Source organism: Streptomyces sp. CA-210063 (assembly GCF_024612015.1).
GTDB lineage: Bacteria > Actinomycetota > Actinomycetes > Streptomycetales > Streptomycetaceae > Streptomyces.
The window spans coordinates 8365379-8380092 of the sequence record NZ_CP102512.1 but is presented as its reverse complement, the minus strand read 5'-3'; the positions used below and the strand labels follow the sequence as shown (position 1 = coordinate 8380092).

9 protein-coding genes, 3 rRNA genes and 1 pseudogene are annotated in these 14714 nt (G+C 64.8%); 4 read left to right on the top strand and 9 right to left on the bottom strand.

Annotated features, from left to right (window positions below):
• Nucleotides 1–88: 88 nt before the first annotated feature.
• From JIX56_RS36625 to JIX56_RS36600, 6 genes and pseudogenes are all read right to left on the bottom strand, one after another.
• Entirely contained in the window at nucleotides 89–949 is an 861-nt protein-coding gene (locus JIX56_RS36625) for a hypothetical protein (RefSeq protein WP_257551316.1), read from the bottom strand.
• A gap of 252 nt (nucleotides 950–1201) precedes the next feature.
• Nucleotides 1202–1861: pseudogene (locus JIX56_RS48160) on the bottom strand (tetratricopeptide repeat protein); the annotation flags it as partial.
• A 534-nt stretch (nucleotides 1862–2395) separates the two neighbouring features.
• Nucleotides 2396–2512: ribosomal RNA gene (rrf, locus tag JIX56_RS36615) — 5S ribosomal RNA — on the bottom strand.
• A gap of 105 nt (nucleotides 2513–2617) precedes the next feature.
• Nucleotides 2618–5742: ribosomal RNA gene (locus JIX56_RS36610) — 23S ribosomal RNA — on the bottom strand.
• A gap of 309 nt (nucleotides 5743–6051) precedes the next feature.
• Nucleotides 6052–7577: ribosomal RNA gene (locus tag JIX56_RS36605) — 16S ribosomal RNA — on the bottom strand.
• The 16S, 23S and 5S rRNA genes sit together here, the layout of an rRNA operon.
• 540 nt (nucleotides 7578–8117) lie before the next feature.
• Entirely contained in the window at nucleotides 8118–8759 is a 642-nt protein-coding gene (locus tag JIX56_RS36600; RefSeq protein WP_257547033.1) for a DNA-3-methyladenine glycosylase, read from the bottom strand.
• A gap of 209 nt (nucleotides 8760–8968) precedes the next feature.
• Between JIX56_RS36600 and JIX56_RS36595 the strand changes: the two genes are divergently transcribed.
• The 3 genes from JIX56_RS36595 to JIX56_RS36585 all read left to right on the top strand — a co-directional run bounded on the left by JIX56_RS36595 (nucleotide 8969) and on the right by JIX56_RS36585 (nucleotide 11006).
• A complete protein-coding gene (locus tag JIX56_RS36595) occupies nucleotides 8969–9751 on the top strand; it encodes a sporulation protein (RefSeq protein ID WP_257547032.1) in 783 nt (260 codons plus the stop codon).
• A 52-nt stretch (nucleotides 9752–9803) separates the two neighbouring features.
• Nucleotides 9804–10343 carry a YbhB/YbcL family Raf kinase inhibitor-like protein gene (locus JIX56_RS36590; protein ID WP_257547030.1) on the top strand — a complete coding sequence of 180 codons (540 nt, stop codon included), beginning with the start codon at nucleotides 9804–9806 and terminating at the stop codon, nucleotides 10341–10343.
• Nucleotides 10344–10496: 153 nt separating this feature from the next.
• Nucleotides 10497–11006, top strand: a complete 510-nt coding sequence (locus JIX56_RS36585) for an HNH endonuclease (RefSeq protein ID WP_257547028.1) — start codon at nucleotides 10497–10499, stop codon at nucleotides 11004–11006.
• Between the two features lie 160 nt (nucleotides 11007–11166).
• On the opposite strand, the gene JIX56_RS36580 is transcribed toward JIX56_RS36585, so the two are convergent.
• The 3 genes from JIX56_RS36580 to JIX56_RS36570 form a co-directional block, all read right to left on the bottom strand.
• Complete coding sequence (locus JIX56_RS36580) at nucleotides 11167–12114, bottom strand: SPFH domain-containing protein (RefSeq protein WP_257547026.1); 948 nt, start codon at nucleotides 12112–12114, stop codon at nucleotides 11167–11169.
• Between the two features lie 159 nt (nucleotides 12115–12273).
• Nucleotides 12274–12705, bottom strand: coding sequence for an NfeD family protein (locus tag JIX56_RS36575; RefSeq protein WP_257547024.1), 432 nt, complete (start codon nucleotides 12703–12705; stop codon nucleotides 12274–12276).
• Nucleotides 12706–12850: 145 nt separating this feature from the next.
• The gene (locus tag JIX56_RS36570; protein WP_257547022.1) at nucleotides 12851–13642 is read right to left on the bottom strand and encodes an ABC transporter ATP-binding protein; all 792 of its coding nucleotides are present in this window, start codon (nucleotides 13640–13642) and stop codon (nucleotides 12851–12853) included.
• 150 nt (nucleotides 13643–13792) lie between these two features.
• On the opposite strand from JIX56_RS36570, the gene JIX56_RS36565 reads away from it, so the two are divergent.
• Nucleotides 13793–14575 carry a hypothetical protein gene (locus JIX56_RS36565; protein ID WP_257547021.1) on the top strand — a complete coding sequence of 261 codons (783 nt, stop codon included), beginning with the start codon at nucleotides 13793–13795 and terminating at the stop codon, nucleotides 14573–14575.
• Nucleotides 14576–14714: the final 139 nt, after the last annotated feature.

Below are 14714 nucleotides of genomic sequence, written 5' to 3'. Positions count from 1 at the left end.
GCAAGGAAGAGGACAGGGGAAGAGGACATAGGAAAGGGCGGGATCCCATGTACGGAATCCCGCCCTTTACCGTCTTCTCTGCCGAACGTCAGTCCTTGTCGTCGTCGACGTCCGCGACGTCCGCGACGTCCTTGTCTTCTTCGACGTCGACGACGACGTCGTCGTCGTTCACGTCGGCCTCGCCGTCCTTGCTGTCCTCGACGGACGAGGCGCCCTGCGACGCCTCGTCACCCTCGTGCTGCTTCCCGTGGTCCTCGTCCTCGACGAGGGCGTCGACGAACTCGACACCGTCCATTTCCGCGAGCCGGTCCGACGCGTCCGTGCTGCCGTCCTTGTCGGCCTCGACGGCCTTGGCGAACCACTCCCGCGCCTCGCCCTCACGCCCGGCCGCGAGGAGCGCGTCGGCATACGCGTACCGCAGGCGCGCGGTCCACGGCTGTACGGAGTTGGAGGCCAGCTCGGGGCTCTGCAGCGTCACGATGGCCGCGTCGAGCTGGTCCATGTCACGCCGCGCGCCGGCCGCCACGAGCCGCATCTCGACCTGACCGGCCTTGTCCAGCTTGTGCACCTCGGGCGCCCCAGCCATGTCGAGCGCCTTCTCGGGCCGCCCGAGACCACGCTCACAGTCGGCCATGACGGGCCACAGGTCGACGTTGCCGGTCATCCGCCGGGCCGCCCGGAACTCCGCGAGCGCCTCGCTGAACTTCTGGTTCGCGTACGCGGCGAACCCGGCCGCCTCACGCACGGCCGCGACGCGCGACGCCAGCCGCAGGGCCACCCGCGAATAGCCGTACGCGCCCTCGGGGTCCTCGTCGATGAGCCGCGCGACCATCACCAGGTTCTTGGCGACATCGTCGGCGAGCGTCTTGGGCAGGCTCTGCAGCTCCTGCCGTACGTCCTTGTCGATCTCCTCGCCGGTGACGTCCTCGGCGATCGGCAGCCGCTTGATCGGCTCACGGTCCCGGTCCCGCTCGTCACGGAAACGCCCACCACCGCGCCGGTCGTCGCCACCCCGATGGTCGTCACGCCCACGGAAACCACCGGGCCGACCACCACGGTCGTCGTCCCGACGGAACGGCGGACGCCCACCACGGTCGTCCCCACGCCGGTCATCGCGTCGGTCGTCACGGCCGCGATCGTCCCGCCCACGGAACCCACCGCGGTCACCACCACGGGTGTCATCCCGACGGAACGGCGGACGCCCACCACGATCGTCATCACGCCGGAAGCCACCACGATCGTCATCACGCCGGTGCGAGGGGCGGTCGCCCTGACGACGGTCGCCACGGTCGTCCCGGCGGTCGTCGCGCCGGTCGTCGCGCCGGTCGTCACGTCGGTCATCGCGGCGGAAGGCCGGCCGGTCCCCGCCACGGCTGTCGTCCCGACGGAAGCCTCCACGGTCGTCGTCCCGACGGAACGGCGGACGCCCACCACGGTCGTCCCCACGCCGGTCATCGCGTCGGTCGTCACGGCCGCGATCGTCCCGCCCACGGAACCCACCGCGGTCACCACCACGGGTGTCATCCCGACGGAACGGCGGACGCCCACCACGATCGTCATCACGCCGGAAGCCACCACGATCGTCATCACGGCGGTGCGAGGGGCGGTCGCCCCGGTCGTCGCGACGGAAGGCCGGCCGGTCCCCGCCACGGTTGTCATCACGCCGGAAGCCACCACGATCGTCATCACGGCGGTGCGAGGGGCGGTCGCCCCGGTCGTCGCGACGGAAGGCCGGCCGGTCCCCGCCACGGTTGTCATCACGCCGGAAGCCGCCCCGGTCCCCGCTGTCGCGCCGGTCGTCCCTGCGATCGTCCCTACGGTCGTCGCGGCGGAACGCAGGACGGTCGTCACGCCGGTCATCGCGGCGATCATCACGGCGGAAGCCGGGGCGGTCCCCGTCACGCCGGACGCCACGATCCCGGTCTCGATCGCGGTCGTCTCGACGCGGCCCGCCAGGACGGTCGTCGCGTCGGAACGCGGGGCGAGGCCCACGGTCGCCCTCGCGCCGGTCGTCTCGTCCACGGAACCCACCGCCACCGCGCTGCTCACCACGGTTGTCATCACGACGGAAGCCCCCGCGGTCATCACCACGACGATTGTCGCTACGGCGGTCGTCAGGCCGGCCTTGGCCACCACGGTCGTTGTCGCGCCGGTCGTTGTCCCGACGCGGTGCCCCCCGGTAGCCGCCACGGTCACCACTGTCCCGTCGCCGCTGGTCGCGCTCCGGTCGATCGTCGGGAGAGTTGGTGGACATGGTGACTCCTGTCTTCGGTACTGCAAGTCATTCTCGCGCAGCCGGGTACCCGGCGCGCTCCGGGCTGTGCTTGTTCCAAGGCAACAAAAAAGGACCCCCAGTCCCAGCTGAACGCTGGTGACCAGGGGTCCTTCAAAGATTGTTCGGCGGCGTCCTACTCTCCCACAGGGTCCCCCCTGCAGTACCATCGGCGCTGTAAGGCTTAGCTTCCGGGTTCGAAATGTAACCGGGCGTTTCCCTCACGCTATGACCACCGAAACCCTATTGGTTTCGAGCGAACAAGCACACTCTTCAGTTAGATGCTCAGCTCAAAGCCGACAACTGTTCGTTGTCTCAGAACTAACACAGTGGACGCGAGCAACTGAGGACAAGCCCTCGGCCTATTAGTACCAGTCAACTCCAGCGGTTACCCGCCTTCCATATCTGGCCTATCAACCCAGTCGTCTACTGGGAGCCTTAACCCCTCAAAGGGGGTGGGAATACTCATCTCGAAGCAGGCTTCCCGCTTAGATGCTTTCAGCGGTTATCCCTCCCGAACGTAGCCAACCAGCCATGCCCTTGGCAGAACAACTGGCACACCAGAGGTTCGTCCGTCCCGGTCCTCTCGTACTAGGGACAGCCCTTCTCAATATTCCTGCGCGCGCAGCGGATAGGGACCGAACTGTCTCACGACGTTCTAAACCCAGCTCGCGTACCGCTTTAATGGGCGAACAGCCCAACCCTTGGGACCGACTCCAGCCCCAGGATGCGACGAGCCGACATCGAGGTGCCAAACCATCCCGTCGATATGGACTCTTGGGGAAGATCAGCCTGTTATCCCCGGGGTACCTTTTATCCGTTGAGCGACGGCGCTTCCACAAGCCACCGCCGGATCACTAGTCCCGACTTTCGTCCCTGCTCGACCCGTCGGTCTCACAGTCAAGCTCCCTTGTGCACTTACACTCACCACCTGATTGCCAACCAGGCTGAGGGAACCTTTGGGCGCCTCCGTTACTCTTTAGGAGGCAACCGCCCCAGTTAAACTACCCATCAGACACTGTCCCCGATCCGGATCACGGACCCGGGTTAGACATCCAGCACGACCAGACTGGTATTTCAACGACGACTCCACCCGAACTGGCGTCCGAGCTTCACAGTCTCCCAGCTATCCTACACAAGCCGAACCGAACACCAATATCAAACTGTAGTAAAGGTCCCGGGGTCTTTCCGTCCTGCTGCGCGAAACGAGCATCTTTACTCGTAGTGCAATTTCACCGGGCCTATGGTTGAGACAGTCGAGAAGTCGTTACGCCATTCGTGCAGGTCGGAACTTACCCGACAAGGAATTTCGCTACCTTAGGATGGTTATAGTTACCACCGCCGTTTACTGGCGCTTAAGTTCTCAGCTTCGCACGCCCGAAAGCGCACTAACCGGTCCCCTTAACGTTCCAGCACCGGGCAGGCGTCAGTCCGTATACATCGCCTTACGGCTTCGCACGGACCTGTGTTTTTAGTAAACAGTCGCTTCTCGCTGGTCTCTGCGGCCACCCCCAGCTCACCGAGTAAATCGGATCACCGGTGATGGCCCCCCTTCTCCCGAAGTTACGGGGGCATTTTGCCGAGTTCCTTAACCATAGTTCACCCGAACGCCTCGGTATTCTCTACCTGACCACCTGAGTCGGTTTAGGGTACGGGCCGCCATGAAACTCGCTAGAGGCTTTTCTCGACAGCATAGGATCATCCACTTCACCACAATCGGCTCGGCATCAGGTCTCAGACTATTGCCAGGCGGATTTACCTACCTGACGTCCTACACCCTTACCCCGGGACAACCACCGCCCGGGATGGACTACCTTCCTGCGTCACCCCATCACTCACCTACTACAGGTCTGGTCCGTCGGCTCCACCACTTTCCTTTCCCCGAAGGGTCCGGAACGGCTTCACGGACTTAGCATCGCCTGGTTCAATGTTTGACGCTTCACAGCGGGTACCGGAATATCAACCGGTTATCCATCGACTACGCCTGTCGGCCTCGCCTTAGGTCCCGACTTACCCTGGGCAGATCAGCTTGACCCAGGAACCCTTGGTCAATCGGCGCACACGTTTCTCACGTGTGTATCGCTACTCATGCCTGCATTCTCACTCGTCAACCGTCCACAACTCGCTTCCGCGGCTGCTTCACCCGGCAGACGACGCTCCCCTACCCATCCCAGCGGGCGTTGGCCCTCATGCTGAAATGACACGACTTCGGCGGTACGCTTGAGCCCCGCTACATTGTCGGCGCGGAATCACTAGACCAGTGAGCTATTACGCACTCTTTCAAGGGTGGCTGCTTCTAAGCCAACCTCCTGGTTGTCTGTGCGACTCCACATCCTTTCCCACTTAGCGTACGCTTAGGGGCCTTAGTCGATGCTCTGGGCTGTTTCCCTCTCGACCATGGAGCTTATCCCCCACAGTCTCACTGCCGCGCTCTCACTTACCGGCATTCGGAGTTTGGCTAAGGTCAGTAACCCGGTAGGGCCCATCGCCTATCCAGTGCTCTACCTCCGGCAAGAAACACACGACGCTGCACCTAAATGCATTTCGGGGAGAACCAGCTATCACGGAGTTTGATTGGCCTTTCACCCCTAACCACAGGTCATCCCCCAGGTTTTCAACCCTGGTGGGTTCGGTCCTCCACGAAGTCTTACCTCCGCTTCAACCTGCCCATGGCTAGATCACTCCGCTTCGGGTCTTGAGCGTGCTACTCAAACGCCCTATTCGGACTCGCTTTCGCTACGGCTACCCCACAACGGGTTAACCTCGCAACACACCGCAAACTCGCAGGCTCATTCTTCAAAAGGCACGCAGTCACGACGCACCGAGCAAAGCTCGATGCGCGACGCTCCCACGGCTTGTAGGCACACGGTTTCAGGTACTATTTCACTCCGCTCCCGCGGTACTTTTCACCATTCCCTCACGGTACTATCCGCTATCGGTCACCAGGGAATATTTAGGCTTAGCGGGTGGTCCCGCCAGATTCACACGGGATTTCTCGGGCCCCGTGCTACTTGGGTGTCTCTCAAACGAGCCGTTGACGTTTCAGCTACGGGGGTCTTACCCTCTACGCCGGACCTTTCGCATGTCCTTCGCCTACATCAACGGTTTCTGACTCGTCCTGTCGCCGGCAGACGACAGAAGAGAGATCCCACAACCCCGTATACGCAACCCCTGCCGGGTCTCACACGCATACGGTTTGGCCTCATCCGGTTTCGCTCGCCACTACTCCCGGAATCACGGTTGTTTTCTCTTCCTGCGGGTACTGAGATGTTTCACTTCCCCGCGTTCCCTCCACTTGCCCTATGTGTTCAGGCAAGGGTGACAGCCCATGACGACTGCCGGGTTTCCCCATTCGGACACCCCCGGATCAAAGCCTGGTTGACGACTCCCCGGGGCCTATCGTGGCCTCCCACGTCCTTCATCGGTTCCTGGTGCCAAGGCATCCACCGTGCGCCCTTAAAAACTTGGCCACAGATGCTCGCGTCCACTGTGCAGTTCTCAAACAACGACCAACCACCCATCACCCCCGGCAACAACCGGAGTTCACTGGGGCCGGCACTGAAGGCAGCCACACGGCCATACCCTCAGACACCCAACAGCGTGCCCGACACGATCCGTCGATGAGCTTCACGTTCCACGCCGAAGCAGTACTAGCGCTCTCATCCATACCGACCGTGCCGAATAATCAACGTTCCACCCTTGAGCAACCACCGCAGAACATTCGCCTGCGTTGTGGCCCTGGACCACCGAGCAAGCTCGACGGCCTAGATGCTCCTTAGAAAGGAGGTGATCCAGCCGCACCTTCCGGTACGGCTACCTTGTTACGACTTCGTCCCAATCGCCAGTCCCACCTTCGACAGCTCCCTCCCTCACGGGTTGGGCCACCGGCTTCGGGTGTTACCGACTTTCGTGACGTGACGGGCGGTGTGTACAAGGCCCGGGAACGTATTCACCGCAGCACTGCTGATCTGCGATTACTAGCAACTCCGACTTCATGGGGTCGAGTTGCAGACCCCAATCCGAACTGAGACAGGCTTTTTGAGATTCGCTCCGCCTCACGGCTTCGCAGCTCATTGTACCTGCCATTGTAGCACGTGTGCAGCCCAAGACATAAGGGGCATGATGACTTGACGTCGTCCCCACCTTCCTCCGAGTTGACCCCGGCAGTCTCCTGTGAGTCCCCATCACCCCGAAAGGCATGCTGGCAACACAGAACAAGGGTTGCGCTCGTTGCGGGACTTAACCCAACATCTCACGACACGAGCTGACGACAGCCATGCACCACCTGTACACCGACCACAAGGGGGCGACCATCTCTGGCCGTTTCCGGTGTATGTCAAGCCTTGGTAAGGTTCTTCGCGTTGCGTCGAATTAAGCCACATGCTCCGCTGCTTGTGCGGGCCCCCGTCAATTCCTTTGAGTTTTAGCCTTGCGGCCGTACTCCCCAGGCGGGGAACTTAATGCGTTAGCTGCGGCACCGACGACGTGGAATGTCGCCAACACCTAGTTCCCACCGTTTACGGCGTGGACTACCAGGGTATCTAATCCTGTTCGCTCCCCACGCTTTCGCTCCTCAGCGTCAGTAATGGCCCAGAGATCCGCCTTCGCCACCGGTGTTCCTCCTGATATCTGCGCATTTCACCGCTACACCAGGAATTCCGATCTCCCCTACCACACTCTAGTCTGCCCGTATCGAATGCAGACCCGGGGTTAAGCCCCGGGCTTTCACATCCGACGCGACAGACCGCCTACGAGCTCTTTACGCCCAATAATTCCGGACAACGCTCGCGCCCTACGTATTACCGCGGCTGCTGGCACGTAGTTAGCCGGCGCTTCTTCTGCAGGTACCGTCACTTTCGCTTCTTCCCTGCTGAAAGAGGTTTACAACCCGAAGGCCGTCATCCCTCACGCGGCGTCGCTGCATCAGGCTTTCGCCCATTGTGCAATATTCCCCACTGCTGCCTCCCGTAGGAGTCTGGGCCGTGTCTCAGTCCCAGTGTGGCCGGTCGCCCTCTCAGGCCGGCTACCCGTCGTCGCCTTGGTGAGCCGTTACCTCACCAACAAGCTGATAGGCCGCGGGCTCATCCTTCACCGCCGGAGCTTTCCACCACCAGGCCATGCGGCCGGTGGTTGTATCCGGTATTAGACCCCGTTTCCAGGGCTTGTCCCAGAGTGAAGGGCAGATTGCCCACGTGTTACTCACCCGTTCGCCACTAATCCCCACCGAAGTGGTTCATCGTTCGACTTGCATGTGTTAAGCACGCCGCCAGCGTTCGTCCTGAGCCAGGATCAAACTCTCCGTGAATGTTTACCCGTAATCGGGTGCACACATCACGAGAGCGGAACAACCAGGCGGAATAAGCCCGGCCGTTCACAGCGTCCTCGCTGTGTTTTTTCAAAGGAACCTCGCCCCAACCACATGGCCGGGAACGGGGTATCAACATATCTGGCGTTGATTTTTGGCACGCTGTTGAGTTCTCAAGGAACGGACGCTTCCTTTGTACTCACCCGAGCAACTTCTCGGACTTTCCTCCGGGCGCTTCCCTTCGGTCTTGCGTTTCCGACTCTATCAGATCGTTTTCCGATCCGATTCCCTGTCGGCGGGATTTGCCTTTCGGCTGCCTTTAGGCCTCGCGGTTTCCCTTGCGGCCTTTCGACATTCACTACGTTAGCCGATTCCCTCGGCAACTCATAATTGAGCGCTGCGGGCGGGAATTAGGGCATGGCTAATGCGCCCCCGCCGAGGGGATGTTGTAGGTAGTGGGTTGGCCGCTCTCGGCTGCTGGCTGATCGCCGTAACCGGTTCAAGCGGCTCGGGCTACCTTACGGATCGCCCAGAAGCGAGTCAAGTTGAGCGCCTACGGGGGACGTGGGCCCGATAGGGGCTGACTGTCGGGTCGTTGGCGATCCAGAAGCGCCATGGGTGGACGCCACCATCTCCGGAGACTCCGGTGCGGGGACCGTTGAGAACCTGGTCAGGGCTGACGGGGGTGCCGGTCAGGACCGTGAGGGGTGAGGTGTCGGGAGCGCAGGCGTCCTCGCCGTCGAGGGCGCGGTCCACATCCAGGGCCGTGGCCAGGCGGGCGGGCCCTCTGGCCAGTTCCTTGTCATTTCGGGCTGAGATTCGACGTTTGCGCGCGAGGTCGGCGCCCTCGGTGATCTCGCCGGCACGCAGCAGGACCGCGCTCGCCCGGCCCTCCGGACCGCACACCAGGTTCATGCAGTGCCACATGCCGTAGGTGAAGTAGACGTACACATGGCCGGGCGGACCGAACATCACGCCGTTGCGGGCGGTGCGTCCGCGATAGGCATGGGAGCCGGGGTCGTTCATACCGTCGTAGGCCTCGACCTCCGTGAGGCGGAGTTCGATCGGACCCTCCGGGGTGGTGCGGACGAGGACGCGTCCCAGGAGGTCCGGCGCCACCTCCAGTACGGGGCGGTCGAAGAACTCGCGGGCGAGGGGCGTACGGTCGGGGCTCGCGATCATGGCGTACGAGCCTAGTCCAGATGGGTGCGGGCCGACGGGTGGCGGAGGGGCGTCCTCCTTGGAAGGGTTCAAAGGGGCGGGACGCGGAACCGGTCGCCGTCGGTCTGCGTTTGTAGGGATCAAGGATCCAGGCCACACAGAGCGATCCACACCACAGAGAACACTGAGGCACGCAGATACACGGGCGTTGCCCGACGGGAGGAAGAGACATGGGGTTCAAGCGGCTGCTCGCGAGTCTGGGTGCCGGTGGCGCTTCGGTCGAGACGGTGCTGACCGAGGTCAATGTCGTGCCGGGTGGTGTCGTCCAGGGTGAGGTGCGGATCCAGGGCGGTTCCGTGGACCAGCAGATCGAGGCGCTGTCGGTCGGGCTGCAGGCCAAGGTCGAGGTCGAGGGCCAGGACGCGGAGTACAAGCAGGACATCGAGTTCACCAAGCAGCGGCTCGGTGGCGCCTTCGAGCTGAAGGCCGAGGCGGTCCATGTCGTGCCGTTCGGGCTGGAGATCCCGTGGGAGACGCCGGTCACCACGATCCAGGGGCAGACCCTGCCGGGCATGAACATCGGTGTGACCACCGAGCTGGAGATCGCGCGTGCGGTCGACTCCGGTGACCTGGACCCGATCAATGTGCACCCGCTGCCGGCGCAGCAGGCCATCCTGGACGCTTTCGTGCAGTTGGGCTTCCGTTTCAAGAACGCGGACCTGGAGCGCGGTCAGATCCGGGGTACGCGGCAGAAGCTGCCCTTCTACCAGGAGATCGAGTTCTTCCCGCCGCAGCAGTATCACGGCCTCAACCAGGTCGAGCTGAGCTTCGTCGCCGACGAGCGCGAGATGGACGTCGTGCTGGAGATGGACAAGAAGCCGGGTCTGTTCAGCGAGGGCAGCGACTCGTTCCGCGCGTTCAAGGTGGGGCTGCACGACTATCAGGGCACGGACTGGGCCGCCTATCTGAACCAGTGGCTGTCGGAGGTCGGCAGCAAGCGCAGCTGGTTCTAGGCTCGATACGTCTGGAACCCCACCGACACCAGAACCACCAGGAGGTACCGAGGTGACCGAGCCTAAGAGGCCGCCGCTCCCCCACGATTTCCACCCGGTCGTGCCGTCCTTCACGGTCGCGAGCGAGGACGTCGATGCGGGTACGACGCTCAAGGACGCTCAGGTGTACGCGGGCGGGAACACCTCGCCGCAGCTGCGCTGGGAGGGCTTCCCGCCGGAGACCAAGAGTTTCGCCGTGACGTGCTACGACCCGGACGCCCCCACGGGGAGCGGGTTCTGGCACTGGGTCGTGTTCGACATCCCGGCATCGGTGACGGAGTTGCCGACGGGTGCGGGCTCGGGAAAGTTCGAGGGGCTGCCCGAGGGCGCCGTCCAGGTGCGCAACGACTACGGCACGAAGGACTTCGGTGGGGCCGCGCCGCCGCCCGGGGATCCGGCGCACCGCTATGTGTTCACGGTGTACGCCGTGGATCAGGAGAAGCTCGGCCCGGATTCGGACGCTTCGCCCGCTGTGGTCGGATTCAACCTGCGATTCCATACTCTGGCGCGCGCTCAACTCATCGGTGAGTACGCCGCTGTGGCGGAAAAGTAAGGAAGCCGGACGTTCACGGAACGTTTGCCCGTCTCTGGTCTTGGAAGTGATCAGAGACGGGCATTTTTTATTGCGTTGTCCATCTCGGCGTGCCCGGCCAAAGTTGATCCAAGCCCGCCGAGGAGTGGGCTGGTGCACAGGAGGTGGGCTGGAATGCGGGACACGCTGGTACTGAACGCGAGCTTCGAGCCGCTGTCGACGGTGACGCTCAACAGAGCCGTCGTTCTCGTACTGCAGGACAAGGCCGTCGTCGAGCAGACCCACCCCGAACTGCGCATGCGCGGAGCCGCGGTCGATATACCGGCGCCCCGGGTGATCAGGCTCTGCAGGTATGTAAGAGTGCCGTTCCGAAGACAAGCACCGTGGTCGAGGCGGGGTGTCCTGGTACGGGACAGGCACAGGTGCGCGTACTGCGGCAGGCGGGCGACGACCGTCGACCATGTGGTGCCGAGGTCGCGGGGCGGTGGCGACACCTGGCTGAACACGGTCGCGTCGTGCGCCGAGGACAATCACCGCAAGGCCGACCGGACTCCGGAGCAGGCGGGTATGCCGCTGCTGCGGCAGCCGTTCGAGCCGACGCCGGCCGACGCGATGCTGCTGGCGCTGGGGCAGGACGACTTCGACGCGCTGCCTGCGTGGCTGGCGCAGCCGACGGCCGCGTAGGGCTCCGCCAGAGCGCCGTGGGGCCGCCGTTGTGGGTTGCCTGCGGGTGCGTTGTGGCTTGTCGCGCCCACGTGGCGGAGCCGCATGTCGACACAGCCCCGCGCCCCTAAAGGCATCCGGGCCCGCCTTCTCTTCGAAGGCGGGCCCATCGTTGTGTGCCTCAGTCGATGGACGGCTTCTCGCGGCGGTCGGAGCCGCCGCCGGAGTTGCCTCCGCCACCCGAACCTCCGCCCAGGTTGCCGAAGTTGCCCATGGCGCCGGAGAGGCCCTTGAGGGCGTCGCCGATTTCGCTGGGGACGATCCAGAGCTTGTTGGCGTCGCCCTCGGCGATCTTCGGGAGCATCTGGAGGTACTGGTAGGAGAGGAGCTTCTGGTCCGGGTCGCCTGCGTGGATGGCCTCGAAGACCGTACGGACGGCCTGGGCCTCGCCCTCGGCGCGCAGGGCGGCGGCCTTGGCCTCACCCTCGGCGCGGAGGATCTGGGACTGCTTCTCACCCTCGGCGGTGAGGATGGCCGCCTGGCGCGTACCTTCGGCGGTGAGGATCGCGGCGCGCTTGTCGCGGTCGGCGCGCATCTGCTTCTCCATCGAGTCCTGGATGGAGGTCGGCGGCTCGATCGCCTTCAGTTCGACGCGGTTGACGCGGATGCCCCACTTGCCGGTGGCCTCGTCGAGGACACCGCGCAGGGCCGCATTGATCTCCTCGCGGGAGGTCAGGGTCCGCTCCAGGTCCATGCCACCGATGATGTTGCGGAGGGTGGTGACGGTGAGCTGCTCGATCGCCTGGATGTAGCTGGCGACCTCGTAGGTGGCGGCTCGGGCGTCGGTGACCTGGTAGTAGATGACCGTGTCGATGTTCACGACCAGGTTGTCCTGGGTGATCACCGGCTGGGGCGGGAACGGCACGACCTGTTCGCGGAGGTCGATGCGGTTGCGGATGGAGTCGATGAACGGGACGACGATGTTGAGGCCCGCGTTGAGTGTGCGCGTGTAGCGGCCGAACCGCTCGACGATGGCCGCGCTGGCCTGTGGAATCACCTGGATGGTCTTGATCAGGGCGATGAAGACCAACACCACCAGAATGATCAGGACGATGATGATCGGTTCCATCGTTTGCTCCCCGTGCCCTTCTCTGCCGTGGCGCTTCCTGAAGATCTTATGTCTGTTCGGACCGTTGAAGATCTTGCTGGTCGAGTCTGGCAGAACACCGCCTGCCAGGTGGGCCGTTCAGGTCATAGCGTCATCGCCTCGTGACCACATCGTGCGAGGTCACATGACGATCGCCGTGGCTCCCTCGATCTCCACGACGTCCACTTCCTGACCCACCTCGAAGGCCTGGCCGGTGTCGAGCGCGCGGGCGGACCAGACTTCGCCGCCCAGCTTGATACGGCCGCCCGCGCCGTCGACCCGTTCCAGGACGACGGCGTGTTTGCCCTTCAACGCGTCGACCCCGGTCGCGAGTTGGGGCCGTTGCGATCTGTGCCGGGCCGCAATGGGCCGTACGACGGCGATGAGCGCGACGGAGACGATCGCGAAGACGACGACCTGGAGTACGACACCGCCGCCCAGCCCCGCGGTCACGGCGCCGGCGACGGCGCCCAGGGCGAGCATGCCCAACTCGGGCATCGCGGTCACGACGAGGGCGATCCCGAGCCCGGCCGCGCCGATCAGCCACCACACCCATGCGTCGATGCTGTCCACAACCGCAATGGTAGAACCGCGATCGTCCCGCCGAACAGAGCGCACGGTCAAAGATCGCGTACAGACGGCCGCCAAGTCGGGTGCGCCGAAGCCTGGTTGTGGACCCGGGGCGCCCGACCGGCGGAAGATCGGGAGAAGTTGGAGGTCAGGTGAGCGGCAGGCCCTGGGCGGTCCAGCGCTCGCCGTTCTGGGCGACGACGAGCGGGAGGCCGAAGCAGTGGGAGAGGTTGCGGGAGGTGAGCTCCAGCTCCAGCGGGCCCGCGGCGAGGACCTTGCCCTGACGGATCATCAGGACGTGGGTGAAGCCCGGGGGGATCTCCTCGACATGGTGCGTGACCATGATCATGGAGGGGGCGATCGGGTCGCGGGCGAGGCGGCCGAGACGGCGTACGAGGTCCTCGCGGCCGCCGAGGTCGAGGCCGGCGGCGGGCTCGTCGAGGAGCAGCAGCTCGGGGTCGGCCATCAGGGCGCGGGCGATGAGGGTGCGCTTGCGCTCGCCCTCGGAGAGGGTGCCGAACTTGCGGTCGACGTACTCGGTCATGCCGAGGCGGTCGAGGAACGCGCGGGCGCGCAGTTCGTCGATCTCCTCGTAGTCCTCGTTCCAGGTGGCCGTCATGCCGTAGGCGGCGGTCAGGACCGTCTGCAGGACGGTCTGGCGCCTGGGGAGCTTCTCCGCCATGGCGATGCCGGCCATGCCGATGCGGGGGCGCAGCTCGAAGACGTCGACCTTGCCGAGGGTGTCGCCGAGGATCGTGGCGGTGCCCGTGCTGGGGTAGAGGTAGCTGGACGCGATGTTCAGGAGGGTGGTCTTCCCGGCGCCGTTGGGGCCGAGGATGGCCCAGCGCTCGCCCTCCTTGACCGACCAGGAGACCTGGTCCACCAGAGCCCGGCCCTCGCGGACCACGGATACGTCCTCCAGCTCCAGAACATCGCTCATGAGCGCGCTGTCTCCCCTTGCAGTGTCGGCCTGTCTCGGCTGTCGCGTACGCCTGTGGTTGGAGCCACCGCCGGGTGGGCGCAGCCCTCAGGGAAATCTACGCCACCGGTCGGGCGGTCCATTCCATCGGTCGGTCCTTAGGGTGGGGGCATGCTCTCGGAACCACGCTCAGGGCGCCTCGCCTCATGGGGAAATGCCCTGCTTGCCGGACTTGTCTCGCCGGATGACGCGGTGCTCGCCATCGTCGGGGAGGACGCGGTGCACCGGGTGGAGGGGTTGCCCGGTGAGTCGGCGCCCGTCGGGCTGACGCTCGCGCTGGGACGGCTGCGGGCGCTCGGGGTGACCGGGCTGCGGGTCGCGCTGCCCGCGCCGGGGCATCCGCTGGGGCTGAGCGGGCCGCCGGAGTTCAACAAGCGGGCGCTGGAGGCGGAGGAGGCGGTCGTCTGCCACGGGGGTGCCCTGGGGCTGGTGCCGGAGGTGTACTCGGTGGGGCCCGCCGGTGATGTGCATGTCGAGGTGGTGTGGCACTGCCTGGAGGTGCGGGAGGCTCCGCCGGCCGATGTGCCGTCGCTCGGGGAGGCCGAGCGGGAGCTGGCGGAGGCGTTGCGGGACGCGACCGCGGTGTTGTCGCGGCTGGACGTCGCGGCGTCCGGGCCGGTGGCGGAGGCGGCGATCGACGCGTATCGGGCGCGGGCCGAGCGGGGGCGGGAGGTGCTGGCGCCCGGGTATCCGCCACGTGCGGTACGGGTGCTGGAGCTGGCGCAGCGGGTGGGGCTGCTGATCTCGGTGGCCCACGAGAACGGCCACGGCGGCGCTGTGAGCGCCTCCGAGATGGCCTCGCGGACGGCTGCGCTGCGGCCGGTGGAGCGGACGGCTCGGCGGGCGCAGGTGGCGGCGTACAACGCGTTCGTGGAGGAACGGGAGCGGGGGTGACCGCTGCGGTGGGGTCCGCTGAGCCTTTGTCACTGGCTGGCCGGCGACTGCGGTCGGGCTCGAGGCGGGATTTCGCTCACCGGCGCTCGCCGGGTGCCGCTGCGCCCACCCTCCCCCACTCTCGGCTTCGCTCGAGCGG

Excerpts from the sequence above, each read along its gene's own strand:
- JIX56_RS36595 (WP_257547032.1), top strand. The coding sequence starts at position 8,969 with ATGGGGTTCAAGCGGCTGCTCGCGAGTCTGGGTGCCGGTGGCGCTTCG.
- JIX56_RS36565 (WP_257547021.1), top strand. The coding sequence starts at position 13,793 with ATGCTCTCGGAACCACGCTCAGGGCGCCTCGCCTCATGGGGAAATGCC.
- JIX56_RS36585 (WP_257547028.1), top strand. The coding sequence starts at position 10,497 with ATGCGGGACACGCTGGTACTGAACGCGAGCTTCGAGCCGCTGTCGACG.
- JIX56_RS36600 (WP_257547033.1), bottom strand. The coding sequence starts at position 8,759 with ATGATCGCGAGCCCCGACCGTACGCCCCTCGCCCGCGAGTTCTTCGAC.
- JIX56_RS36580 (WP_257547026.1), bottom strand. The coding sequence starts at position 12,114 with ATGGAACCGATCATCATCGTCCTGATCATTCTGGTGGTGTTGGTCTTC.
- JIX56_RS36570 (WP_257547022.1), bottom strand. The coding sequence starts at position 13,642 with ATGAGCGATGTTCTGGAGCTGGAGGACGTATCCGTGGTCCGCGAGGGC.